The 23,435-nt window shown below is 48.4% G+C and carries 22 protein-coding genes; 3 read left to right on the top strand and 19 right to left on the bottom strand.

The window, feature by feature from the left end; all coding sequences use genetic code 11:
- Positions 1-74: 74 nt before the first annotated feature.
- The 9 genes from H171_RS01700 to H171_RS01660 all read right to left on the bottom strand — a co-directional run bounded on the left by H171_RS01700 (position 75) and on the right by H171_RS01660 (position 8,728).
- On the bottom strand, positions 75-1,616 hold the full coding sequence (locus tag H171_RS01700; protein ID WP_408645655.1) for an FAD-dependent oxidoreductase: 1,542 nt from the start codon (positions 1,614-1,616) through the stop codon (positions 75-77).
- A gap of 71 nt (positions 1,617-1,687) precedes the next feature.
- Entirely contained in the window at positions 1,688-2,362 is a 675-nt protein-coding gene (locus H171_RS01695; protein WP_100303595.1) for a 4Fe-4S dicluster domain-containing protein, read from the bottom strand.
- An 11-nt stretch (positions 2,363-2,373) separates the two neighbouring features.
- The gene (locus tag H171_RS01690) at positions 2,374-3,207 is read right to left on the bottom strand and encodes an FAD/NAD(P)-binding protein (RefSeq protein WP_089994934.1); all 834 of its coding nucleotides are present in this window, start codon (positions 3,205-3,207) and stop codon (positions 2,374-2,376) included.
- Positions 3,200-4,246: a 4Fe-4S dicluster domain-containing protein gene (locus H171_RS01685; RefSeq protein ID WP_100303594.1), complete on the bottom strand. Its 1,047-nt coding sequence runs from the start codon at positions 4,244-4,246 to the stop codon at positions 3,200-3,202. The genes H171_RS01690 and H171_RS01685 overlap by 8 nt, the downstream gene beginning before the upstream one ends.
- Positions 4,240-5,121 carry a 4Fe-4S dicluster domain-containing protein gene (locus H171_RS01680; protein WP_100303593.1) on the bottom strand — a complete coding sequence of 294 codons (882 nt, stop codon included), beginning with the start codon at positions 5,119-5,121 and terminating at the stop codon, positions 4,240-4,242. Before H171_RS01680 ends, H171_RS01685 begins: the two co-directional genes overlap by 7 nt.
- Positions 5,109-5,558: a hydrogenase iron-sulfur subunit gene (locus tag H171_RS01675; protein WP_025234494.1), complete on the bottom strand. Its 450-nt coding sequence runs from the start codon at positions 5,556-5,558 to the stop codon at positions 5,109-5,111. The genes H171_RS01680 and H171_RS01675 overlap by 13 nt, the downstream gene beginning before the upstream one ends.
- A complete protein-coding gene (locus tag H171_RS01670; RefSeq protein ID WP_100303592.1) occupies positions 5,549-7,537 on the bottom strand; it encodes a CoB--CoM heterodisulfide reductase iron-sulfur subunit A family protein in 1,989 nt (662 codons plus the stop codon). Before H171_RS01670 ends, H171_RS01675 begins: the two co-directional genes overlap by 10 nt.
- Before the next feature lie 22 nt (positions 7,538-7,559).
- A complete protein-coding gene (locus H171_RS01665) occupies positions 7,560-7,931 on the bottom strand; it encodes a 4Fe-4S dicluster domain-containing protein (protein WP_038277228.1) in 372 nt (123 codons plus the stop codon).
- Positions 7,928-8,728 carry a CoB--CoM heterodisulfide reductase iron-sulfur subunit B family protein gene (locus tag H171_RS01660; protein ID WP_100303591.1) on the bottom strand — a complete coding sequence of 267 codons (801 nt, stop codon included), beginning with the start codon at positions 8,726-8,728 and terminating at the stop codon, positions 7,928-7,930. The genes H171_RS01665 and H171_RS01660 overlap by 4 nt, the downstream gene beginning before the upstream one ends.
- Before the next feature lie 211 nt (positions 8,729-8,939).
- On the opposite strand from H171_RS01660, the gene glpK reads away from it, so the two are divergent.
- On the top strand, positions 8,940-10,436 hold the full coding sequence (gene glpK / locus H171_RS01655) for a glycerol kinase GlpK (protein ID WP_100303590.1): 1,497 nt from the start codon (positions 8,940-8,942) through the stop codon (positions 10,434-10,436).
- A gap of 32 nt (positions 10,437-10,468) precedes the next feature.
- Entirely contained in the window at positions 10,469-11,179 is a 711-nt protein-coding gene (locus H171_RS01650) for an MIP/aquaporin family protein (protein ID WP_100303589.1), read from the top strand.
- 82 nt (positions 11,180-11,261) lie between these two features.
- On the opposite strand, the gene H171_RS01645 is transcribed toward H171_RS01650, so the two are convergent.
- From H171_RS01645 to H171_RS01625, 5 genes are all read right to left on the bottom strand, one after another.
- Entirely contained in the window at positions 11,262-11,954 is a 693-nt protein-coding gene (locus tag H171_RS01645; RefSeq protein WP_100303588.1) for a response regulator, read from the bottom strand.
- Positions 11,955-12,136: 182 nt separating this feature from the next.
- Positions 12,137-13,177, bottom strand: coding sequence for an electron transfer flavoprotein subunit alpha/FixB family protein (locus H171_RS01640; protein WP_100303587.1), 1,041 nt, complete (start codon positions 13,175-13,177; stop codon positions 12,137-12,139).
- Positions 13,178-13,201: 24 nt separating this feature from the next.
- Entirely contained in the window at positions 13,202-13,984 is a 783-nt protein-coding gene (locus H171_RS01635; protein ID WP_100303586.1) for an electron transfer flavoprotein subunit beta/FixA family protein, read from the bottom strand.
- A 12-nt stretch (positions 13,985-13,996) separates the two neighbouring features.
- Positions 13,997-15,148, bottom strand: a complete 1,152-nt coding sequence (locus H171_RS01630) for an acyl-CoA dehydrogenase (protein WP_100303585.1) — start codon at positions 15,146-15,148, stop codon at positions 13,997-13,999.
- 69 nt (positions 15,149-15,217) lie between these two features.
- Positions 15,218-16,111: a LysR family transcriptional regulator gene (locus H171_RS01625; RefSeq protein ID WP_100303584.1), complete on the bottom strand. Its 894-nt coding sequence runs from the start codon at positions 16,109-16,111 to the stop codon at positions 15,218-15,220.
- A gap of 121 nt (positions 16,112-16,232) precedes the next feature.
- Between H171_RS01625 and H171_RS01620 the strand changes: the two genes are divergently transcribed.
- Positions 16,233-16,520, top strand: a complete 288-nt coding sequence (locus tag H171_RS01620) for a NifU family protein (protein ID WP_100303583.1) — start codon at positions 16,233-16,235, stop codon at positions 16,518-16,520.
- A gap of 120 nt (positions 16,521-16,640) precedes the next feature.
- On the opposite strand, the gene H171_RS01615 is transcribed toward H171_RS01620, so the two are convergent.
- From H171_RS01615 to H171_RS01595, 5 genes are read right to left on the bottom strand one after another with little or no spacing between them, the layout of a single operon-like run.
- The gene (locus tag H171_RS01615) at positions 16,641-17,948 is read right to left on the bottom strand and encodes an acetyl-CoA hydrolase/transferase family protein (RefSeq protein ID WP_100303582.1); all 1,308 of its coding nucleotides are present in this window, start codon (positions 17,946-17,948) and stop codon (positions 16,641-16,643) included.
- Between the two features lie 4 nt (positions 17,949-17,952).
- Positions 17,953-19,269 (bottom strand): acetyl-CoA hydrolase/transferase family protein, encoded by a 1,317-nt coding sequence (locus H171_RS01610; protein ID WP_100303581.1) that lies wholly within the window; start codon positions 19,267-19,269, stop codon positions 17,953-17,955.
- A 39-nt stretch (positions 19,270-19,308) separates the two neighbouring features.
- Positions 19,309-20,757 (bottom strand): 4-hydroxyphenylacetate 3-hydroxylase family protein, encoded by a 1,449-nt coding sequence (locus H171_RS01605; protein WP_100303580.1) that lies wholly within the window; start codon positions 20,755-20,757, stop codon positions 19,309-19,311.
- A 28-nt stretch (positions 20,758-20,785) separates the two neighbouring features.
- On the bottom strand, positions 20,786-21,901 hold the full coding sequence (locus tag H171_RS01600) for a 4-hydroxybutyrate dehydrogenase (protein ID WP_100303579.1): 1,116 nt from the start codon (positions 21,899-21,901) through the stop codon (positions 20,786-20,788).
- Positions 21,902-21,912: 11 nt separating this feature from the next.
- Complete coding sequence (locus tag H171_RS01595; RefSeq protein ID WP_100303578.1) at positions 21,913-23,271, bottom strand: aldehyde dehydrogenase family protein; 1,359 nt, start codon at positions 23,269-23,271, stop codon at positions 21,913-21,915.
- Between the last annotated feature and the right edge of the window lie 164 nt (positions 23,272-23,435).

Raw genomic sequence — 23,435 nt, 5'->3', positions numbered from 1 at the left:
CCCCAGGGTAAGCGCCCCTCTAAAGCGCGAATCCCGAGGGCATACAGGTATACCCGCAGGGGGCTTCCTCCTCCTTATAGCTGCCCCGCTGTTCTGGCATACTTTGGCAAAAGCAGCGGGGAAATTTTATCCGTAACAATGCCGGCCCTTTGGCACTCCTTTTCCATCTCTCTTATATGTGACAAAGTCAGCTTCCCTGTATGTACGTCTTTCACGCGACTGGCCGCAGATATTCCGGCATTGCGGCCAAAAACAATAATATCCAGAAGAGAATTCCCCATCAGACGGTTCCTGCCGTGAATCCCTCCCACCGCTTCTCCTGCCACATATAAGTTCTCTATGGTGCTCTGGCAATCCGCTCCGATCTCGATTCCGCCGTTTTGGTAGTGGAGGGTAGGATAGATCAATATAGGTGTTTTTCTCATATCTATTTCGTATTTTAAATACATTCGCAGCATTCCGGGAAGACGCTTTTCCAGGGTTCCTTTCCCATGAATCAAGTCGATCATGGGAGTATCCAGCCAGATCCCCTTCCCAAGAGGAGTGACAACCCCTTTCCCGTTTGCACACTCTCTGATAATGGAGGCGGCGGACACATCTCTGGTCTCCAATGGGTGCATGAAAGCCTCTCCTCCGGCATTAACCAGCATGGCGCCTAATGAACGGACCTTTTCCGTGACCAGAGCCCCATAAATCTGTTCCGGAAAGGCAACCCCCGTAGGATGGTACTGAAGGGTGTCCTGATAGAGAAGCTTTGCCCCTGCCCGGTAAGCCAAAACCAGGCCGTCAGCCGTGGCTCCGTAGTGGTTGGAGGTAGGAAATCCCTGATAGTGTAGCCGTCCGGCTCCCCCTGTGGCCAGGATTACAGTTTTAGCCCAGGCTGTCAGAAGCTCTCCAGTTTCCATATTCATAAGGACTGCTCCTGCCGCTTTTCCCTCCTCATCTAAAATGAGTTCAATGGCGGAGGTATAATCCGTCACGGAAATCGGGAGGTTTAGCACTTCATCCCGAAGCACCCTCATGATTTCCGCACCCGTATAGTCAGCCGCAGCGTGCATCCGCTTTCTGGAAGTGCCGCCGCCGTGGGTGGTTATCATGTTCCCGTCTTTGTCCTTGTCAAACATCACCCCCAGATCATTTAACCATTTAAGGGCCCCCGGAGCTTCCATAACCAGTTTTTTCAAAAGCTGGGGCCGGTTGGCAAAATGTCCCCCGCCCAAGGCGTCTAAGTAATGGATCTGGGGGGAATCATTCTCTTTGTCTGCAGCCTGAATCCCGCCTTCCGCCATCATGGTGTTGGCATCCCCCAGACGGAGCTTCGTGACGATCAATACCTCTGCCCCTGCCTTGGAAGCCTCAATGGCAGCTGCACAGCCTGCTCCCCCTCCTCCGATGATCAGAACGTCCGTATCGAAATCCGGAGATGATAAATCCACGTCAGTGTCTTTGATCCGGCTCCTGGCCTGCAAAAGGACTCCCAATTCCCTGGGCACCTTTTCTCCCTTATTGGGGCCTGCCTTCAGTATGACAAACTCTTCCTCTTTATAATCCGGATGATAGGCTTTTAACAGCTTTTCCTTTTCCTCAGCCGTCATTCTCCTGGGCTCTGTCTCCATCCGCTCTTTTCTGGTGGCCTCGACCTTTTTTACGGAATCCATCATCTTGGCTGTAAACATGTCTATTCCTCCTACTTTTCGATTTCCCTGGTATTATAAAGGTTCTTCAGTTCTTCCAGGGGTTTTGCCATGATCGCTTCAATCAGCTCCGTAAAATCACCGGCCTCTACCTCTCTTACCCGGTTGGTTAAGTGCCTTGCTTCCGGAGCCAGATATTTTCCGGTGATCCGTCTGGCTAAAAGACCTACCTGGGGATGGGAAATCCCGGCCGGGCATCTGGAAGAACAGATTCCGCACATCACACAGTCAAAGGACTCCTCGGCACATTTTTCTAATTCTCCTCTCTGCGCATATGCAATGTACTGCATGGTGTCCAGGCCCTGGGGGCAGCTCTTGGTACAGGCCGCACACCCGATGCACTTGTAGATTTCCGGATACAGCTCCATCATGACCTGTTCATTGACCGGAACCTTATTTATGTCATAAACCTCTTTTACCAGAGGAAAAAAGGGAAGAGTGGCTACATACATATTTTCCCGGACCTGGGTCTGGCAGGCCAGACAGGTCTTTAATTCCCTGTCTCCCTTGATTCGGTAAATCGTGGCACAGGCTCCGCAGAAGCCGCATCTGCAGCCGCAGCCCCGCACAAGCTGGTACCCTGCGTACTCCATTGCTCCCATTATGGTTAAATTGGACGGAACTGTGTATTTTTTACCGAACAGATAAACAGTAATCATGTCATTCATTGGTCAACCTCCTAATATTCAGAGGGCAGGACGCCCAATTCATCATAACGGAACACCGGTCCATCCTTGCAGACGTACTTAGAGCCTATGTTGCAGCGTCCGCATTTACCCACTCCGCATTTCATCTTAAGTTCCATGGTCGTATAGATTTCTGTACCGGCAAATCCCATTTCTTCCAGTGCCTGAAGCACATATTTTATCATTACAGGCGGGCCGCAGACCAGAGCGGTTCTGTCATTTGAGAATTTCAGTTCCCTGACATAATCAGGCACAAAGGCCACATTCCCATCCCAGCCTTCCTCCGCCCGGTCGATGGTCAGATGTACACAGAAGCCTTCCACGTTTGACCATTCTTTCCTCATTTCTTCCAAATCCACCAGGTCCTCTGCCGAACGGGCTCCATAAACAATATCCACCAGGCCGTAATCCCCCCGGTTATCAATGACGTAATGAATCACAGACCGCAAAGGTGCGATTCCGATCCCTCCGGCGATAAAGAGCAGGTTCTTACCTTTTAACTCCGTATCAACGGGAAAATAATTGCCATAAGGTCCACGCAAGGCTATTTCCTGACCCTTTTCCATCTGGTGAAGCCAGTCGGTGAGGCAGCCGCATTTTTTAATGGAAAACTCCATGTAATCCCGGTTGGTGGGTGAAGAAGTGATGGAAAACATGGCTTCCCCAACTCCAGGAATCGATAGCATGGCACATTGACCTGGCATATGTTCAAAGGGTTTTCTGCCCTCCACCCCATTTACACGGAAGGTTTTCACGTCCGGTGTATCCCTTCTTACATCTGTAATCACGCCGATCCCCGGAATCAATACATTGGTTCTGTTACTCATCGTTTCCTCCTTCGGCATCTGACTCTCCTATCGCTTTTATCACCCTGACAATATTTAAGGAAGACGGACATTTGCGCAGACACCTTCCGCAACCCACACAGGAATATACTCCGCCGTTGTTTTCCGGAAAATATACCAGCTTATGCATGAATCTCTGACGGAACCGCTGCATTTGGCTGTTTCTGTTATTCCCATGGGACATCTCCGTAAAACCTGGATACATGCAGGAATCCCAGCAGCGGAACTTCCTGATTTCATGGCCTGTGTCATAGTCGCATATATCATAGCACTGGCAGGTGGGGCATAGAAACGTGCAGATCCCGCAGCCGAGGCAGGTGTCGGATAAGGTTTCCCATTGTTCTGACTCAAATAAATCCATAGCGGAATCCGGATGTTCAAACCGGCCAAGACTTAAATCCTTAAGAGGCAGAGCTTCCAGCTTCTTTCGGATCTTTGCTTTCTCCTCCTCTGCCTTTTCGCGGTCTCCCGCCTCAAACAACCCTTCGACTAATTCCGTTAATGCTTCTCCCTTTTCGGTCAGGCTTTTCCAGTAAAGGTCTCCGTCTGCGATCCAGACGGACACATCTCCTCCCGGCCAGGCAGGATCGATGCCAAAGATTTGGCAAAAACAGGTATCTTCCGGATTCTCACAGGCCAGTGTTACCACATATCCATTCCTTCTTTTGGACTCATAGCAGGAATCACAGGGCGTGCTTAGAAATACCCGGTCCAGGATCTCAAAGCTTCTCCGGTCGCAGGCTCTTACACCAAAATAAACAGAGCTGATTTCCTCCGCCTCTTCGGGAACAATGGAAAGACTTCCCTCTTCTCTCCGGGCACGGTATAACGTTTCCGACTGTGGAAAGAAAAAGGATTTAGGTGAATGATCTGTTAAAAGAGTATCAAAACATACGGTATCTCCCTCTTTCCATGGATAGAAGGAGACACTCCCCGCCTTTTCCATGGGAGCATAAACCTGGTGCTCCTTTGAAAGTTCCAAAAAAAGCGCATCAAGACATTTTAATGGCATTTTTAACATGAAGATACACCGCCTTTCCCGTGTTCGGCCGAAACTTCCGGATCAGACTCCTTAAACTCCGTTAAGGGAGACTTAGCTTCGGGATTTTCTCCTGCCTGATAGGTTCCGTACCGTTCATTCATCTCCTCAATCATTTTCCGGTTAAGCAAATAGAGAGGAATGTTCTGGGGACAGACCCGGCTGCATTCCCCGCAGTCCGTGCACCTTCCCGCCACGTGGAAGGCTCTTATGATATGAAACAGATTTTCCTCAAAAGCATCAGAATTGGCCTTGGTCTCTATCCCGGAATCCCGGTTGTCAAACACACATTTGATACAGCTGCAGGCAGGACATACGTTGCGGCAGGCATTGCAGCGGATGCATTTGGAAAGCTGTCCGCGCCAAAAAGCAAAACGTTCTTCTGCAGTCATCTTGTTTAATTTCTCTTCTTCCCCGGAAGGGACCGGGGACGGAACGGAAAGATCCGATTCTATGATCTGGTCGGAGGCTTTGAAATCATTGCCCTTACAGGAAAGGCATTTAAAGAGAAGGCCCTTTTCATCCCTCATTCCTCCGCAGGGAACGCCCAGAATGTAAACCTTTTCCCGGTTTATGCGATTCTCCGATAAAAGCTGGTTAAATCCATAGGTATCGCAGGGCTTTAAAAGGACCAGTACCTTTCCTTCCTTTTCCATTTCTTTTATCAGGAATTTGCTTAAATTTACACCGCAGTGCTCATTGTAAACAAGACGGGAAATACGTTCCCGGCTCCGGAACAGGGCGGGAGCCGCGTCATAGTCAAAGAGTCCTTTTTCCCATGCCAGAATCCGGTTTACCTCTCCATTATCCCAGAGCTTTTTACACGTTTCTTTTATGGTCTTTTCTATGGCATGCATCGTAAATCCCTCAGCTTTCTGTTTGGACCCAGTTCTTTTATCGTCTGGGTGAAGGCATTCATGGTCGCAGAGAACTTGGCACCCTCTGCTGCGGAAATCCATTCCACCCTGGTTCTTTCCCTTTCGATACCCAGGTAGTCCAACATGTCAAACAAAAGGGCCATCCTTCTTCTGGTATAGTAATTGCCTGTGGAATAATGGCAGTCACCTGGATGGCAGCCGGCTAAGATCACACCATCTGCCCCCTTTTCAAAGGCTCTTAAAAGGAATAAGGGATTTACCCTGCAGGAACAGGGAACCCGGATAATCTTTACTTCTGCCGGATAGGAAGAGCGGCTGGATCCCGCCAGATCGGCCCCTGCATAGCTGCACCAGTTGCAGCAAAAAGCCAGGATGAGAGGCCGGAACTCCTTGTTGCTGTTATCTTCTATCTGCATATCGCATCTACCTCCGCCATAATCTGTTTTGCAGAAAATCCCTTTAAGTCCATGGCTCCGGATGGGCAGGTCACCGTACATGCTCCGCAGCCTTGGCATACCGCCTCGTTTACCACAGCTACCCTCCGCATTTGCTTAACTCCATGATCCCAGACTTCTCTCACTTCGTAGTCAATCGCTCCGTAAGGACAGACTTTTAAACAGCCCGAACACCCGCTGCACAAACGTTCCTCTGCCTTGGCTACCTGAGGGTTATTTAAGAGCTTCTTCTTGCTTAATAGTCCGATGACCTTAGCTGCGGCAGCTCCTGCCTGGGCCACTGTCTCCGGAATATCTTTGGGACCCTGACAGGTTCCTGATAAGAATATTCCTGCAGTGGGACTTTCCACGGGCCGCAGCTTTGGATGGGCCTCCGCAAAAAAGTCATTGGTGTCCATGCTGGCTGTGAGCATCGTAGCCAGAGCCCTGGCTGATTTATCCGGCTCTATGGCCGTTGCCAATACCACCATATCCGTATGTAACAGAAGCTGTTCTCCGGTCAGTAAGTCGGATGCCTGTACTAACAGCTTACCGTCCTTTTGCTCCATGACCTTTCCCACCATTCCCTTCCGGTAATCAACGCCGTAATCTTCCACTGCCCTACGGTAAAATTCGTCAAAATTCTTTCCCGGTGTGCGTACGTCAATGTAAAATACATGAACATTGATATCCGGATATTTATCACGGATCATCATGGCGTGTTTGGCCGTATACATGCAGCAGATCTTGGAGCAGTAACTCTTCTCCCTGCAGGATTCCCCCCGGGATCCGACGCACTGGACAAATACCATATCGCTTGGATGTTTACGGTTGGATGGCTTTACCAGTTCTCCATTTGTTGGGCCGGCGGCATTCATCAGCCGTTCCAGTTCTAAGGAAGTGATGACGTCGGGACTTTTGGAATACTGGAATTCGTCAAACCGTTCCAGGGAGATGGGCTGAAACCCTGTGGCAGCTACAATGGCTCCGTACTTCCTGGTGATCACCTCATCCTGCTGCTCAAAGTCAATGGCTCCCACGCCACAGGTCTTTTGGCATATGCCGCATTTGCCGGTTTTAAAATGAATGCAGGCTTCCCTGTCAATGGACGGTATATTGGGGATTGCCTGGGCAAAAGGAATATAAATGGCAGTCCGGTTATCCAGCCTTTCATTAAATTCGTTTCCTGTTTTTCTGGAAGGGCACTTTTCCGTACACGCTCCGCAGCCCGTGCATTTCTCTTCCAGTATGCTTCTGGCTTTTTTTCGGATATCAACGGTGAAATTTCCCACAAATCCTTTTACTTTCTCCACTTCACTGTAGGTAAACAAACGGATCTTCTCGTGAGCTGCTGCGTCCACCATCTTAGGCGTGAGGATACAGGCCGCACAGTCCAATGTGGGAAACGTCTTATCAAGCTGAGCCATTTTTCCGCCTATGGTCGGTGATTTCTCTACAATGTCAACTTCAAATCCTGCATCCGCAATATCAAGAGCCGTCTGGATTCCTGCAATTCCTCCTCCGATCACCAGAGCCCGCTTTGTCACCGGGGTCTCTCCCGATGTCAGCGGTTCGTTAAACCGGACCTTGGCAATTGCCGCCTTTGCTAAGAGAATTGCTTTTTTCGTTCCTTCTTCTTTATCTTTATGGATCCAGGAGCATTGCTCCCTGATATTGGCGATTTCCACCATGTAAGGATTCAGACCCGCAGCCTGTGCAGCTTTGCGGAACGTGGCTTCATGCATGCGCGGGGAGCAGGAGCACACCACAATTCCAGTCAGTCCTTTTTCCTTTATGACGTTTTGGATCATTAACTGGCCGGCTTCCGAGCACATGTAGGAATAATCAGATCCAAAAACAACGTCTGGTTCTTCTTTAACGGCTCCTGAAACCTTACTTACATCCACAGTAGCCGCAATGTTGCTTCCGCACCAACAGACAAAAACTCCTATTTTCTGCAAATTCATCCCTTCCTTTCTTTTGTCACCTGCTGTACTTTCTGAAAGCCGCCATAAGGGCCTGCTGAGGAAGCGAAGGATCCAGCCGGTTTGCCACATCCTGTGGTTTCAGCCGGTTGCCCTCCGAAGCCCTTAACTTTAAAACCTGGACGGCTTCTATGAGTTTCTGGGGCTTTACCCCTCTGGGGCACCGCTCCTCACAGACCAGACAGGACATACAGTAATACTGGGATTCCGATTCCAAAAGAGGGGTGATATGATTGTTTTGAACCATTTCCACAAATTGATGAGGGTGATATTCCATCTTTTCAAATGCAGGGCAGGAAGCTGTACATTTTCCGCATTTCATACATTTTAAGGGATTCACACCGCTGATTCTTAAAATTTCTTCCCTCACGTTCCTTCCTCCTGTTCTTTCACTCCCAGAGCCTCTGCAAAAAGTTCCGTAAAATAGTAGACCGGAATGCCATTTTTCAGACCGCCGTTTTCCAGATTGTATTTACATAGGGGACAGGCCGTAATCATGCCTTGTGCTCCCTGGTCCATAGCTGCTTCCATAATAGAGGAACTTTTTTCAGAAGCAAATTCCTCATCTTCCATGGTCACATATCCACCGCAGCATTCGTTTTTTAAAGCGTAGTGGACCGGTTCGGCACCGATTGCAAGGAGAAAATCTTCCATAACCGACGGGTTTTCCGGATCGTCAAAATTCATTACTACATAAGGCCTTAAAAGCAGGCAGCCATAATAAGGAGCTATCTTCTTTCCATTAAGAGGTTGTTTTACTTTTTCCCTGATCCGGTCAAAGCCTATCCGGTCGCGAAGCAGTTCCAAGTAGTGGATCACCTTTGTCTCACCTTCATAACCATTCTCAGGTTCCAGATAAGCGTTGATCTTCCTCCTGATTTCTCCAGAGGTCTTTACATCCTCATTGACTCTTTTTATCACATGGTGGCATGCAGAGCATACAGTCACAAGATCCTGCTTTTTATCCCCGGCCTCTCTTAATGCGCGCACAGGAGAAAGGCGTGTAGCCAGTTCGTCTGCCATCCCAGGGTAGACGCCTCCGCAGCATTGCCAGTCTTCTATCTCTTCCAGCTCAATCTCAAATATTTGGGCACAATCCCTGGCATAGCGGTCCAGCTTCTTCGCCTTTGCCTTCAATGTGCAGCCCGGATAATAGCTGTAAACCATTGTATAAAACCTCCCAACCTCTTACATTGATAATAATTTATCATATATCAGAAGTGAGCGGAATCATTGGAAAGTATTGAATACATTTTGTAAGTAAAATAAATGGACTTGCGTTTCTTACTTACATAATTCATTCTTTACTTTCCTATTCTTCTTTTTTCGCCAGGGTTTTCCTATAATGATTAAAAACAAAAGGAAAAGGAGAATTTTTATGGCAAAGTATGTAATGGCATTGGATGCGGGCACAACAAGTAACCGGTGTATCCTATTCAATGAAAAAGGGGAAATCTGCAGCGTTGCTCAAAAGGAATTTACACAGTATTTTCCAAAACCCGGCTGGGTGGAGCACGATGCAAATGAGATTTGGTCCACGCAATTGGGGGTTGCAGTGGAGGCTATGTCCAAAATAGGTGCTTCTGCAGAAGACATTTCTGCAATCGGAATCACCAACCAGAGAGAAACTACTATCGTATGGGATAAGGCAACAGGCGATCCCGTCTATCACGCAATCGTGTGGCAATGCCGCAGAACTTCTGAATACTGTGATTCCTTAAAGGAAAAAGGACTGGTCGACACCTTCCGCTCCAAAACCGGACTGGTCATTGACGCCTATTTTTCAGGAACCAAATTAAAATGGATCTTAGACAACGTAGAGGGCGCAAGAGAAAGGGCTGAAAGAGGAGAACTTTTATTCGGAACCGTAGAAACATGGCTGATTTGGAAACTGACAAAGGGACGGGTTCACGTAACGGATTACTCCAACGCCTCCCGGACCATGATGTTTAATATCAATACCTTAGAATGGGACGATGAAATTCTTGCAGAACTTAACATTCCAAAGTCCCTGCTTCCTCAGGCAAAGCCCTCAAGCTGCATATACGGAGAATCGGACTCTCAGTTCTTTGGCGGTCCTATTCCGGTCAGCGGCGCTGCAGGGGATCAGCAGGCAGCACTTTTCGGGCAGACCTGTTTTACCGCCGGTGAAGCTAAAAATACATATGGAACCGGGTGCTTCTTACTGATGAACACCGGTGAAAAGCCTGTGTTCTCCAGCAACGGCCTGGTAACTACCATTGCCTGGGGACTGGATGGAAAAGTGAATTATGCCCTGGAGGGCTCCATCTTCGTAGCAGGAGCCGCCGTCCAGTGGCTTCGGGACGAACTGAAATTCATCGATTCCGCTCAGGATTCTGAATATATGGCCCGCAAGGTAAAAGACACCAATGGCTGCTACGTCGTTCCTGCATTTACAGGACTGGGGGCTCCCCACTGGGATCAGTACGCCAGAGGCACTGTGGTAGGAATTACACGGGGCGTGAACAAGTGCCACATCATCCGCGCCACCCTGGATTCCCTGGCCTATCAGGTCAATGACGTGCTTCAGGCAATGAGATCGGATTCTGGAATCGAACTGGCCTCCTTAAAGGTTGACGGAGGAGCCAGTGCCAACAACTACCTCATGCAGACGCAGGCAGATATCATAAACGCACCCGTAAACCGCCCTCAATGTGTGGAAACTACTGCTATGGGTGCCGCCTATCTGGCAGGCCTGGCAGTGGGATATTGGGAAAACAAGGAAGATGTTATAAAGAACTGGGCCATCGACAGGACCTTTGAACCTGTTATCAGCGGGGAAGAAAGAACCAAGAGGATCAATGGATGGAACAGAGCTGTGAAATATTCCTTTGATTGGGCAAAAGAAGATTAGAAAACTAAATAAAAGTTTCAGGGAGGAAACGTATGTTAATGTATATAGCAGAATTTTTAGGAACTATGATTTTGATTTTGCTTGGAGATGGCGTGGTCGCCAATGTTAACCTGGATAAGTCCGGTATGAAGGGTGGAGGTTCCATCCAGGTCTCCTTTGCATGGGGGTTAGCGGTTATGATACCTGCTTTCATCTTCGGCGCAGCTTCCGGAGCCCATTTTAATCCGGCTCTTACCATTGCCCTGGCGGCAGACGGAAGTCTTCCATGGGATCTTGTTCCGGGATATGTGATCGCACAATTTGCAGGAGCATTTACCGGTGCCGTCCTGGTTTACTTATTGTTTAAGGATCAGCTTGACGCAACGGAGAGCCAGGCCACGAAACGAGGTGTTTTCTGTACTTCACCTGCGATTCCCAACACCGGCCGCAACCTGTTAAGTGAAATTATCGGAACATTCGTTCTTGTATTTGCCATTAAAGGCATCGGACAGACAGGAGCGGTTCCGGGATTAGGTAACTTTTTTGTGCTTGGAATCATCGTTTCCATCGGTATGTCCCTTGGAGGTTTAACCGGATACGCCATCAATCCTGCCAGGGATTTAGGCCCCCGGCTTGCTCACGCCGTTCTTCCCATTAAGGATAAAGGCAGTTCCAATTGGAAATATGCTCCCATCGTGTTATTTGGGCCCCTGATCGGTGCCTTAGCTGCAGTACTTCTCTACAGCGCGATCCCCTGGGCATAAATATACCTCTAATATCCTGTTAATGTGACCAATAAGAAAAGAAAAAGGCCGGAACACCTGCCCGGTGTTTCCGGCACTTTTCTTACTCTGCCAGGCACTCCTCTTCGATTATGTAACGGTAAACAACACTGGGCCTTCCTCCGGTGTTATAATCAATATCACTGATAACCCTCTGTTTTTCCAACAGATAATTCATGTACCTTCTGACCGTCACACTGGACAACCGTACCTCCTTGGCGATCATATCGCTTGTCATTGGATCCAGCTGGTGCACTTTCATATAATCCAATATACTGCTTAAGGTAGCTTCCTGGATTCCCTTGCTGTTTTCTTCTGCCTGGGGCAGAGAAGAAATGTAAAAAAGCTTATCTAATTGGGACTGGGAGAAATTACGGGGTTTCAGCAGTTCCTGACTTTTCGTAAACTTCTCCAAAGCATGGTTAAACCTGTTATATTCAAATGGCTTTATCAGATAGTCGATAATTCCAAGCGAAAGAAACTTCTTAACATGCTTTACATCGTTGGCGGAACTTACTACTATGACATCCAGATCCTTCTCCTGTCTCCGGATCTCCCGCAGAAGCTCCATTCCATCCATTTTCGGCATATACAGCTCCGTGATGGCCAAATCTACGGAATGCTCCTCCAGATAGTTCAGAGCATCCTGTCCATTGTTAAAACAACCGCATACTTCCATATCTTTATTTAATTCGACAAAATGACGGTTAATAGAAGCAACGATAGGGTCATCTTCAATGATGATTGTCTGATACATATTTTTCAACCCCTCCTGTAAATAATGGCTTCAAATAAGATCCCTTTTTTCATCCAACAAAAAAAGCGCACACAAAAGACAACCTTTCAGTTGTCCTGCTGCGCTCTCTTTCTCTCTGGACCGATATAAATTATTATAACATACCATAATCTCAATTTCAATAACGAATCCGGCTGAAATCCCTATATTCCGTCCCTGACTGCCTGAAGCTGCCTGGTCAGTTCCGGAACGATTTTCTTCCAGTCACCGGTGATCCCGTAATCTGCGACCTCAAAAATGGGGGCGCTTTCATCCTTATTGATTGCAATGATCAAATCAGACTCCTCCATACCTGCCACATGCTGGATTGCCCCGGAAATTCCAACAGCAAAGTACACACTCGGACGAACGGTCTTTCCGGTCTGGCCCACCTGCAGGTCCTTGGGCTTCCAGCCTGCGTCCACAACGGCCCTTGAGCAGCTTACCTCTCCGCCCAATGCATCTGCGAGCTCCTTCAGAAGGTGGAAGTTTTCCGGACCGCCTATGCCACGTCCCCCTGACACCAGTATTTTAGCGTCCATAATGTCTGCTGATTCATTTACGGCTTTCACAATCTCCAGGATCTCTGTATCCTTCCCGCTATGATAGCCAGGATTGAATTCCTCAATCACAGCCTTTCTGCCCTCAATCTTCCCGGCGGCACGCATTACTCCAGGACGGACTGTGGCCATCTGGGGGCGATGATTGGGGCAGGCGATGGTTGCTATGGTATTGCCGCCGAAAGCTGGACGGGTCATCAGAAGCTGATTATGCTTCTGCTTCTTATCCGAAACCTGATGTAACGGAAAATCACCGATTTCCAGCTTTGTACAATCTGCAGTAAGCCCTGTTGCAATTCTGGCCGACACTTTTGGCCCTAACTCTCTTCCCACAGCAGTTGCGCCTATGAGAACGATTTCCGGCTTGTATTTCCTGATTGCAGAAGCAAGTGCATGGGTATAGGGCTCTGCACGGTATTCCTTAAACTCCGGTCCGTCCACGGCGATCACCCTGTCGGCACCATATGCGGCAAGTTCGTCCGCCAATCCCATAATTTCATAACCAATGAGCACTGCTGTCACATCTGTATTTAAATCCTTCGCAAGCTCCTTTCCTTTTCCAAGCAATTCAAATGCAATGCTGTTTAACCGGTGATCTGTCTGCTGTGCAAAAACCCAGATCCCTTTGTTTTCTTCCAAATTCATGTTGCCTGTCTCCCCTCTCTTCCGCTAAATAACATGTCTTTCCTTTAACTTTTCCACAATAAATGCTGCGGTTTCCCCAGGGGTTCCATTTATTATCTCTCCCGTTCCCTTTTTCACCTTGTCGGAAGCCTTTGCGATCTGGGTGGGAGAACCTTTTAGTCCAATGTCCGTATCCGCTACGTCTTTTAAATCCCCTCTTCCCCATACCGTAATATCCGCTTCATACGCATCAAAGATACCGCCCGGTGTCATGTAACGGGGCTCGTTAAGCTCAGAAAGTGCTGTAATCAGGCAGGGTAGCTTTGCCTTTAAAACGTGATACCGGTCCTCAAACTGACGCTCTGCAATCACACAGTCTCCCTCTACCCGGATCTTCTGGGCATAGGAAATCACCGGAATGCCTAAATGTTCGGAAAGCTGGGGCCCAACCTGAGCGGTATCCCCGTCAATGGCCTGACGTCCTGTAATAATCAGATCGTATTCCAGTTTTCTGACTGCTCCGGCCAATGTAGAGGAAGTTGCCCACGTATCGGCTCCTCCCAACACCCGGTCTGTTATTAGGATTGCCTGATCCGCCCCCATGGCCAGGGCCTCCCTCAATACCTCTTCCGCTTTTGGAAGTCCCATGGTGATAACAGTCACTTCTCCGCCATGCCGGTCCTTTAGGCGAAGGGCTGCTTCCAGTCCGGCTTTGTCGTCCGGGTTCATGACACTTGCCATAGCTCCCCGGTCCAAAGTGCCGTCAGGCTTAAATTTTACCCCGTTTTTTGTATCAGGTACCTGTTTGATACAGACTACTATTTTCACAACAAGCCCTCCTTATTTTAAAATATTCCCGGATATGACCATGCGCTGCACCTCCGAGGTCCCCTCGTATATCTCCGTGATTTTGGCATCCCGCATCATGCGTTCCACCTCGTATTCCCTGATATATCCGTAACCACCATGGAGCTGTACCGCTTTTGTGGTCACATCCATGGCTGCCTCCGCCGCATATAGTTTTGCCATGGCCGCTTCCACGCTGTAGATCTTTTGCGTGGCTTTTGCCACAGCAGCCTTATATACCAGCAGTCTGGCTGCTTCGATCCTGGCTGCCATATCAGCTAACTGAAACTGGGTATTCTGGAACTGGCCGATGCTGCGGCCAAACTGCTTTCTTTCCTTAACGTATTTAACAGTGGAATCAAATGCTCCTTCCGCAATGCCCAGGGCCTGGGCAGCAATTCCGATCCTTCCGCCGTCTAAGGTATGCATGGCAATCTGAAATCCCTTTCCCTGGCTTCCAAGTAAGTTTTCCTTAGGGATGCGGCAATCCGTGAAAATCAATTCATAGGTAGAAGAACCTCTGATCCCCATTTTCTTCTCCTTTGTACCGAAGGAAAAGCCCGGAGTCCCCTTTTCCACTAAAAAGGCGGATATTTCCTTTAACTTTTTCCCACGCTTTTCCACCGTGCCGGTCACAGCGATAATGACGTAGACATCAGCTTCTTTTCCATTGGTGATAAAGCACTTGGAACCATTTAATACCCAGTGGTCTCCATCCAGTGCTGCCTTTGTCTGCTGTCCCTGGGCATCGGTGCCAGCCCCGGCCTCCGTCAGTCCAAAGGCGCCAAGCTTCTTTCCAGATGCAAGGTCAGGGATGTACTTTTGCTTCTGGACTTCGCTCCCATAGGTAAGTATGGGATCAATGCAAAGAGAAGTGTGGGCGGATACAATGACGGCAGTTGCCGCGCATACCTTGGCAAGTTCCTCCACGCACATAACGTATGTAAGGGGATCACAGCCCTGGCCGCCGTATTCCCTGGGAACCGGTATTCCCAGGAATCCGTATTTTGCCATCTGTTCAACGGTTGATTTCGGAAACTTTTCCGTCTCGTCAGTCTCCTGCGCCAGGGGCTTTGCTTCTTTTTCGGCAAACTGCCGGAACAGGGTTCTTGCGAGAAGGTGTTTATTCGATAAATTAAAATCCATGCTTGTGCTCCTTCATTTTTTATACCATAAGTCAACAGTGCAGCTCACAGGACCTGCGTTTTAGAAAGCTCACGGGCAGTCGCCTTCTAACATCTGCTGAAGCTGCTTTGCAGCCGAGCTTAAGGGACGGCGGCTGTCGCTGACAATGCAGATGCTTCGTTCCGGTATCTGTTCATGCAGCTTTATTTCTACGATCTCTTCCTTTTCAAGGGCCGGCCGGGCCAGCTCTTCGGGAACAAACCCAATGCCTAAGTTCTGCACGATTACCGGGAGAATCAAGTCAATTCCTGCCACTTCAATGGCCGGCTGCATGACCAGGCCGCAGGAATGGTAAAATTCCTGGAAAAAGGCAAAGGTCGTTGTGACGTTTGACATGGTTATCAGCGGAAGTGTAGAAAGTTCCGAAAGGTAACTGGTTTTTCCGCTGTATTCCCCATACTTCTTTCCACCCGCCAGCAGGCTGCGGAAGGTCTTTACCTTGACTGACTTTATGTTCTCATCACAATAAAACGGGGTTGTAATAATTCCCAAATCAATTTTTCCTGCCTTCAGCTCACTTAAGGTCTGGGGCGTGTTATAGGTGAAGATGTTTAACCTGACCTGGGGAAATTGTTCTTTAAACTGATGAAGCCCAGTCAGCAGATAGGAATGCATAGCCATCTGGGTGGCTCCCACGTTGATCTGCTCACTCTGTTTGCCCAGCCTCTCCTTTAAGGCGTCCTCCCCCTGCATAAACTGCATACAGGCGGGCGCCACATAGCTGTAAAGCAGTTCTCCTTCACTGGTCAAAACAACGCCCTTTTTCGACCGTATAAACAACTTACAGCCCAGCACGTTTTCAAGGTTCTGTATATAGCAGGTCACAGAAGGCTGACTAGTTAAAAGAGCATTGGCAGCCCTTGTGAAATTCTTATACTTAGCAACATAGTAAAAAACTTTGTAATGTTCAAAATTGGCCGACATACCGATTCCCTCTTTTCTTTTATTGTTTTTTCCTATCTGTATCCATCAGATATTCGTATCGGTATCCGGATTGACAAAGGCTCCTTCCTGCTGTTACACTGTTTCAAAAGGAGGGTTCGCCATGATAGGAACAAGAGAGCAGATTGAAATGATCCTTAATAAGAAGGTACGCCCGGCTTTGGCCAAACACGAAGGCAACGTCACGGTACTGAGCCTGGAACATAACATTTTGAAAGTCCGGTTAACCGGCAAATGTTCCGGATGTCCCGCTGCCAGCCGCACCAGCGAAGAACTGATTGCGGCTGAAATCAAAGCCGCAATCCCTTCTGTCGCAGATGTTGTCCTGGTAGAGGAAACCAGCCAGGAATTACTGGATGAGGCAAGGAAACTGCTGGGGCTATCTTCTTAAAGACAAGTGATACCTTCCCGGTCCGGATGATATCTATCCGGACCGGGAACCGGGCATCTCTGCAGGACCCGGTATTTCTTACATACCATATATCCCATGATAATACAAGGCTTTTCCGCATTAGTACGGCTCCGAAAAACGTCTTTCAAATTCCTCTTTAAGCCCTTCCTGAAAGTTTGGATGGGCAATCTTAACCAGCGCTCTGGCCCGTTCCCTTAACGTCTTTCCCTTCATTCGTGCAATGCCCTGTTCCGTCACAATATAATCCACATCATTTCTGCTGGTAGTCACGGCTGCTCCTTCCGAAAGGAAAGGAACGATTTTCGATACGCTTCCCCCCTTTGTGACAGAAGGGAATGCAATAATGGAACGTCCGCCCTTAGACGCAGCTGCACCTCTCACAAAATCCACCTGTCCTCCCACTGCGGAATATTGCTTTAATCCAATGGCCTCTGCACATACCTGCCCCATCAAGTCGATCTGCAGTGCAGAATTGATAGATACCACGTTGTCATTTTGGCTTATGACAAAGGGATCGTTTACATAACTCACAGGCATTAAAGACACGGCCGGATTGTCATTAACAAAGTCATACAGCCTTCTTGTGCCAAGCATAAAGGTAACGACCATTTTCCCTTTGTCAATGTTCTTTCTTTTTCCTGTAATGACTCCTTTTTCATACAAATCCACCACTCCGTCAGATACCATCTCGGAATGGATTCCCAGATCCTTTTTATCGTCCAGACACCTTAAAACCGCATCTGGTATGGCGCCGATTCCAAGCTGGAGGCAGTCTCCATCCCGTACAAGAGAAGCAATGTGCTTTCCGATGGAAGACTCTGTTTCGCCTATCACGGAATTTCCATGTTCAAGGACCGGCTCGTTGCTTTCCACTATGGCCGCCAGTCTGCTGACATGGATAAAATTATCCCCCATTACCCTTGGCATATTAGGATTCACAGAACCAATCACCCTGGTCTTTGGGTTTTGTCCCGCCTCCTTTGCAAAATCACAGGAAATGCCATAGCTGCAAAATCCATGCTCATCCGGCGGAGATAAGGTGACTAAAAATACATCCGCAGGCTCCACATTTACCACATAATCCGGAATCTGATAAAAGAAGCAGGGCGTATAATCCCCTTTTCCCGCTGCAATGTGGTTTCTGCTGGCAGGGCCTACAAATAGGTTGTTAAAGCTGAAGTGCCGCTCCATTCCAGGCCCTAGATACTTACAGGGCCCTAGATCGTGCTGCTGGACAATGCGTATGTTCCTCAAGTCCTGCCCAACCGCATAATCCACCATAGCATTCACAAGAATTCCGGGTTCTGAAGCCGCATGGGCGATCAGCACTGTATCTCCGGAATGGATCTCCTTCACAGCCTCCTCCGGCGTTTTTAACTTTGAGGCATATATTTTTCTCCAGTCCATATTCCTACACCTCCAGGTATTTTTCAGCAAAACGTTTTTCAAACTCCACCGCAAGCTCCTCCCTGAACTGAGGAGCAGCGATCCGGATCAACTGACGGGCCCTGTCTCTTAAGGTATGCCCCTTCATCCTGGCAATCCCATATTCCGTCACAACATAGTCCACGTCATTTCTGCACGTGGTCACAGTCGCCCCATAGGTCAAATAGGGGACAATCCTGGAAATGGTACCTTTTTTGGCAGTGGAGGAAAATGCAAGGATGGAACGCCCGCCTTTTGAGAATGCGGCTCCCCGGATAAAGTCCACTTGCCCTCCGATTCCTGAAAACTGCTTTAAGCCCATAGCCTCCGAACAGGCCTCTCCCATTAAATTCACCTGCAAAGATGAATTGATGGATACCATGTTATCATTGCGCCCAATGATCCCGGGGTTATTGACATAATCCACCGGAGCCATGTAAATACAGGGATTGTTATCTGCAAAATCGTACAACCGCCTGGTTCCCATAAGGAAAGACACCACCATCTTATCCGGATTAAAATTCTTGGCACTGCAATTAACAACGCCTTTCTCATATAAATCCACGATGCCGTCGGACAGCATTTCTGAATGGATCCCCAGATTTTTCTTACCTCCCAGGAATTTTAAAACAGCATCAGGAATCCCCCCGATTCCAAGCTGTAAGCAGTCCCCATCCTTTATCAAAGAAGCAATATGCTCTCCAATGGCAAGTTCCACGTCTCCGCTCTCAGGTATTAACAGCTCCGTCACCGGCGTATTATCTTCCACGATCGCATCTATGTCCCTGATATGGATAAAGCAGTCTCCATGAGTCCTTGGCATGGTGGGATTTAGTACCCCAATTACCTTAACTCCCTCGATCTCCGCAGCCGGTTTGGTATAATCACAGGCCACACCAAAGCTGCAGTAACCATGCTCATCCGGAAGGGAAAAGGTTGCCAAAAGCACATCCGGCTTTAAGAAAGAACGGAACAAATCCGGTATTTGGTAGAAGAAACAGGGGGTAAAATCTCCCCGGCCGCTGTTGACACAATCCCTGGTATTGGTCCCCACAAAAAAACTGTTCTGCCTGAAATGTTTTTCCATTCCCGGCCGTGCATAAAGAGAGTGCCCCATATCGATCTGCTGATTGATCTCGATGTCTCTCAAATCCATTTTTACAACATAGTCCACCATGGCATCCACCAGTTTCACCGGTTCTCCCACCGCATGGCTGATGACCACCCGGTCGCCGGATTTGATGATTTTTACTGCCTCTTCTATCGTTTTAAGCTTTGACGCATATAGTTCTTTCCAGTTCACACTCCCAAACCTCCCTGTTTAAATCTATTTTAGCCTTCCTTAATCCCGGATCTTTGCAATTTCTTTTGCAAGCTCTTTCTTCTTTCCAATGCTGCCCTGGCGGGAAATCATGATCCTCTGGGCCTGGGGAGAACCGGCTCCATGCATGGATTCGGTCCGGTAACCCACTGCTGCGGTTCCAAGGGTCAGGTTCTCGATCAGGCGCAGAATCTTAAGGCGGTTTTCCGTAGAAACTCCAGCCGTTCCTTTTAAGTATTTCTCCACCATTGGGCCGACGACCGGGCTTCTTAAATCCTTTTCAGAAGGTGCTGTCACCATAAAGCCCCCAGCAATGTCTTCCGCCAGCCGTGCAATCTCATAAGGGTACCTGGTAACATTCTGCTTACAGACGTTGGCAAGCAAAAGATCGATCAGATAATTTCCGGATTCCGTTGGCTTTCCTTCCGCGGAACAGGCTATTCCGCAGCAATAAAGAGTTTCATTTAAATGGATCATTTCGATGAGTTTATCCTTAATATGGGAAGCTTTCGGCACTCCGTTATAATCTGCAGCCAGTGCGGCGGCACCGATTAGAACATCTCCCACTCCCACCTTGCATCCGCCATAGGACTGTCTGTGGTAGCCTGCAAATCGTTCCACCAGCATGCCTGCAAACTCATGTTCCCCATTTAAGAAAATCCTGTCATTGGGCACAAATACATCGTCAAACACAACCAGGGCCTCCACGCCTCCGAATTCACTGTTACCAACATCCATGGAAGAGCCTTCCAGCTTTCTGGTATCGCAGGACTGCCTGCCGATTATCATGGTAATTCCTTCTGCATCCGTGGGCACGGCAAACGATACGGCAAAATCCTTATCTTCCGGCCCCATGGCTACGGTAGGCATGACAATTACCTCCTGGGAATTGATGATGCCCGTCTGATGGGCCTTTGCCCCTCTGACTACGATCCCATCTTCACGCTGCTCCACTACCCGAAGATACAAATCTAAATCCGGCTGAGCGTGAGGAGCCAGGCTTCTGTCGCCCTTTGGGTCAGTCATTGCGCCATCCACCGTAAAATCAAGGTCCTGGACCATGCGGAGGTAACTTTTAAAATTCTCATGGTAATTCGTGGAGTACTTCTTATCAATCTCATAGGTGGTGGACCATACAGCATTAAATGCGTCCATTCCCACACACCGCTGGAAACAGGATGCGGTCTTCTGGCCGCAGAGTCTTTGCATCTTTACTTTTTTTATTAAATCATCCGTATTCCTGTGAATGTTGGCAAAACGGTTGATCTTCCGGCCATCCTCCAAGGTCACGGTCATCAGATCCTCATATTCCGGCATCTGTGCCAAATCATAGGTCGCTTTTACCGAGTTAAGAGATGGACGTAAAACCGGGTTGTCAACCGGGTTGTCAATTTTCTCTCCGAACATATAAACATTCAGTTTCATTTTGCGCATGCTCTCCACATACTCTTCCCCTGTCATCAATGCCATTGCTTTTTCCCTCCATTTTGATACGAATTCAATATAGTTCCCTGTAAATTTTCAAAACCCGTGCTTCATCCAGGGGTATAAAATTGTTGGCCATAAGCCTCCCCTGACGCTCCATAACGCTCTTTGCAAACACCGGAAGCTCCTCCGGCTTTACCCCGTATTCATGCAGGGACTTCTTAGGAAGGACCGTTCCCAGCAGTTCATCCAGCTTTTCATAGACCTCATCCTCCCCGCAGCCCAAAAGTCCTGAAAGGCACTGGTTTAAGACTGCGATTTCCCCGTCTCTGCGTATTTCCATATAGTTTTTCAGCACTCCGGTAAACATGGCATAATTGCTTTCCCCATGAGCCACATGATAACTGCCTCCCAGGGGGTAGCTGGTGGCATGAACTGCTGCACATCCAGCGGTCCCAAAAGCAATTCCAGCATAATTGCTGGCGATCAGGAAATCTTTCATCAGAGGCTTCAATGCTTCTCTTCCGTTATCCGCTATTTTCTGATACCCCTTAATGATCATTTCAATGGCTTTGTATCCGAACAGCTTTGTATATGGCGTTGCCTTAGGAGATAAACCGGATTCCACGGCGTGGACCAGGGCGTCAATGGAACTGGCTGCAAATACGCCAAAGGGAAGTCCGTTTAAAAGCTCAGGGACCAGCACCGCATCGTCCGCATACATAGCGGGGGATACAAGGCCCATTTTCGTTCCCAGCCTGGTCCTGTTGATAATGGAAATATTGGTCACCTCGCTGCCAGTCCCGCAGGTAGTCGGAAGGATTACCAGCTTCCTTCTCTTTTTCGCAGAAGCCGGGTCCTCGTACAGGGAATCTAAGGAATTACCTGACGAAACAGCCAGCACTTTGGCTATATCGATCACCGTTCCGCCTCCTATAGCAATAATCCTTTGGCACTCCCTTCTCTCCGCTGCCTCAAGGATCTGGTCCACCATAACGTCCGTAGGTTCCCCGCCTCCATACTCTTCCTGGAAGATCGTCTGCACTTCCAGGCCCAGGTTTCCAAAACAAGGATTATATATGTATTCATTGGTCAATACCAGATCGCCTCTTCCAAGTTTAAATTCCTTTGCAAATTCGGCGCAGGTATCGTAGTAAGAGATTTGCGTTTTTAATATTAATTCTGTCATGACTGCTCTCCCTATGAAAATATCTCTTCATCCGACGGCTGCTTCCAGTTCTTTTTAACCAGAACGATCCTGCTCTTATTCATCAGATGGGTATAAAACAGATTTTCACTGATGGCGTTATTGCCCCAGCTTCCGCAGCCCAGAGTCGTTGTGGGATTTAAGGAATTGGCAAACGCCCCGCCTGCCATGCTGGAACTGGTCTGGTTGACCATTACCCGGCTTACGGGAAGCTTTACTCCCGCATATTCGATGTGCACCCGATTGTCCGACTGAATATCTGCAGAATGGCCTTCCCCTTCCACCAATAAGTTCTGGTAAGCAATCTCTACGGCTTCCTCCCAGGTTTTGTAGCTGTAAGCAGCCATTATGGGACACATTTTCTCCTTGCTCCATACAATCCCTGCTCCATACCTTTTTGGTTTTACAACAATTACCTTCCTGTCCTCAGGAATAGAAATCCCTGCCATCCCTGCTATGGCCTGCACGGGCTGGCCTACCACATGCTTACTGATGGTTCCACCCGGGAACACCACTTCCGCCAGCTTAGACATTACGTTTGGATCGTCAATCACATATGCCCCCTGGCCCTCAAATTCCTTCATAATCTCTTCATAATCCTTCTCCGGGGCGATAATGCTCTGGGTACCGGAACAAATGATGCCATTGTCAAAAATACGGCTGGCAATCATTCGGCCTGCCGCCTCTTTGTAATTGATCCCTTCGTCTATCAATCCCTGGACATTACCCGGGCCAACACCATAGCTGGGCTTTCCGCTGGAGTATGCGGACTTCACCATTGCCATACCGCCGGTCGCAATCACTGCATCACAGGCTGCCATGAGTTCTGTGGTCAGTTCTACGCTTGGTTCCTCCATAACAAGAAAGATATCCCTTGGCACTCCCATCCGGTCTAATTCCTTATCATACAGATCTGCTAATGCAGCCGCGCATTTCCTGCCTCTGGGGTGAGGAGCGATGATAATGGTATTTTGGCACTTGACTGCGAACATGGCATTGCACATGGGCGTGACCACCGGATTCGTACAGGGCGTTGCTGCCGCAATGATGCCCATTGGCTTTGCCACCTCTATAATTCCTGACTCTTCATCCCTTCCGATGATTCCAACCGATATCCGACCTTTCATTGCATTCCAGATAATTCTGGACTTCCCTTTGTTTTTCAAAATCTTGTCTTCATAAACTCCCATGCGGCTTTCCTCCACAGCCAGCTTTGCCAGTGGCTCTGCATGGTCGAAAACCACCTTTGCGAACATCTTTACAATCTCATCTGTTTTAGCCTGGTCATAGGTAGCCAGTATCTCCTGCGCCTTTCTGGACCGCTCCACCAATGTATGAACATACGAACCCATCCTTTGTTACTCCCTTCTAGTTATTTTTTTAACATTCTTGTTTTTATTTTAACATATTTAACCTTTGTTGAAAAATACCAATAATTGATTGCTTATGATAGGATTTTCGAATGAAAAAGCACAATAAAAAACCGCCACTTTCGTGACGGTTTTAGACCGAACCA

The sequence above is a fragment of the [Clostridium] celerecrescens 18A genome, assembly GCF_002797975.1.
In the GTDB taxonomy this organism is placed as follows: Bacteria; Bacillota; Clostridia; order Lachnospirales; family Lachnospiraceae; genus Lacrimispora; species Lacrimispora celerecrescens.
This window is presented reverse-complemented; position numbering and strand designations above follow the sequence as displayed.

What these genes read in the sequence shown, in the direction of transcription:
- H171_RS01620 (WP_100303583.1), top strand. Translation starts at nt 16,233, where the DNA reads ATGATAGGAACAAGAGAGCAGATTGAAATGATCCTTAATAAGAAGGTA.
- H171_RS01640 (WP_100303587.1), bottom strand. Translation starts at nt 13,177, where the DNA reads ATGAATTTGGAAGAAAACAAAGGGATCTGGGTTTTTGCACAGCAGACA.
- H171_RS01650 (WP_100303589.1), top strand. Translation starts at nt 10,469, where the DNA reads ATGTTAATGTATATAGCAGAATTTTTAGGAACTATGATTTTGATTTTG.
- H171_RS01695 (WP_100303595.1), bottom strand. Translation starts at nt 2,362, where the DNA reads ATGAATGACATGATTACTGTTTATCTGTTCGGTAAAAAATACACAGTT.
- H171_RS01595 (WP_100303578.1), bottom strand. Translation starts at nt 23,271, where the DNA reads ATGGGTTCGTATGTTCATACATTGGTGGAGCGGTCCAGAAAGGCGCAG.
- H171_RS01675 (WP_025234494.1), bottom strand. Translation starts at nt 5,558, where the DNA reads ATGCAGATAGAAGATAACAGCAACAAGGAGTTCCGGCCTCTCATCCTG.
- H171_RS01615 (WP_100303582.1), bottom strand. Translation starts at nt 17,948, where the DNA reads ATGGACTGGAGAAAAATATATGCCTCAAAGTTAAAAACGCCGGAGGAG.
- H171_RS01700 (WP_408645655.1), bottom strand. Translation starts at nt 1,616, where the DNA reads ATGGAGACAGAGCCCAGGAGAATGACGGCTGAGGAAAAGGAAAAGCTG.
- H171_RS01605 (WP_100303580.1), bottom strand. Translation starts at nt 20,757, where the DNA reads ATGGCATTGATGACAGGGGAAGAGTATGTGGAGAGCATGCGCAAAATG.
- H171_RS01690 (WP_089994934.1), bottom strand. Translation starts at nt 3,207, where the DNA reads ATGAGTAACAGAACCAATGTATTGATTCCGGGGATCGGCGTGATTACA.
- H171_RS01685 (WP_100303594.1), bottom strand. Translation starts at nt 4,246, where the DNA reads ATGTTAAAAATGCCATTAAAATGTCTTGATGCGCTTTTTTTGGAACTT.
- H171_RS01660 (WP_100303591.1), bottom strand. Translation starts at nt 8,728, where the DNA reads ATGGTTTACAGCTATTATCCGGGCTGCACATTGAAGGCAAAGGCGAAG.
- H171_RS01625 (WP_100303584.1), bottom strand. Translation starts at nt 16,111, where the DNA reads ATGTCGGCCAATTTTGAACATTACAAAGTTTTTTACTATGTTGCTAAG.
- H171_RS01680 (WP_100303593.1), bottom strand. Translation starts at nt 5,121, where the DNA reads ATGCATGCCATAGAAAAGACCATAAAAGAAACGTGTAAAAAGCTCTGG.
- glpK (WP_100303590.1), top strand. Translation starts at nt 8,940, where the DNA reads ATGGCAAAGTATGTAATGGCATTGGATGCGGGCACAACAAGTAACCGG.
- H171_RS01645 (WP_100303588.1), bottom strand. Translation starts at nt 11,954, where the DNA reads ATGTATCAGACAATCATCATTGAAGATGACCCTATCGTTGCTTCTATT.
- H171_RS01630 (WP_100303585.1), bottom strand. Translation starts at nt 15,148, where the DNA reads ATGGATTTTAATTTATCGAATAAACACCTTCTCGCAAGAACCCTGTTC.
- H171_RS01600 (WP_100303579.1), bottom strand. Translation starts at nt 21,901, where the DNA reads ATGACAGAATTAATATTAAAAACGCAAATCTCTTACTACGATACCTGC.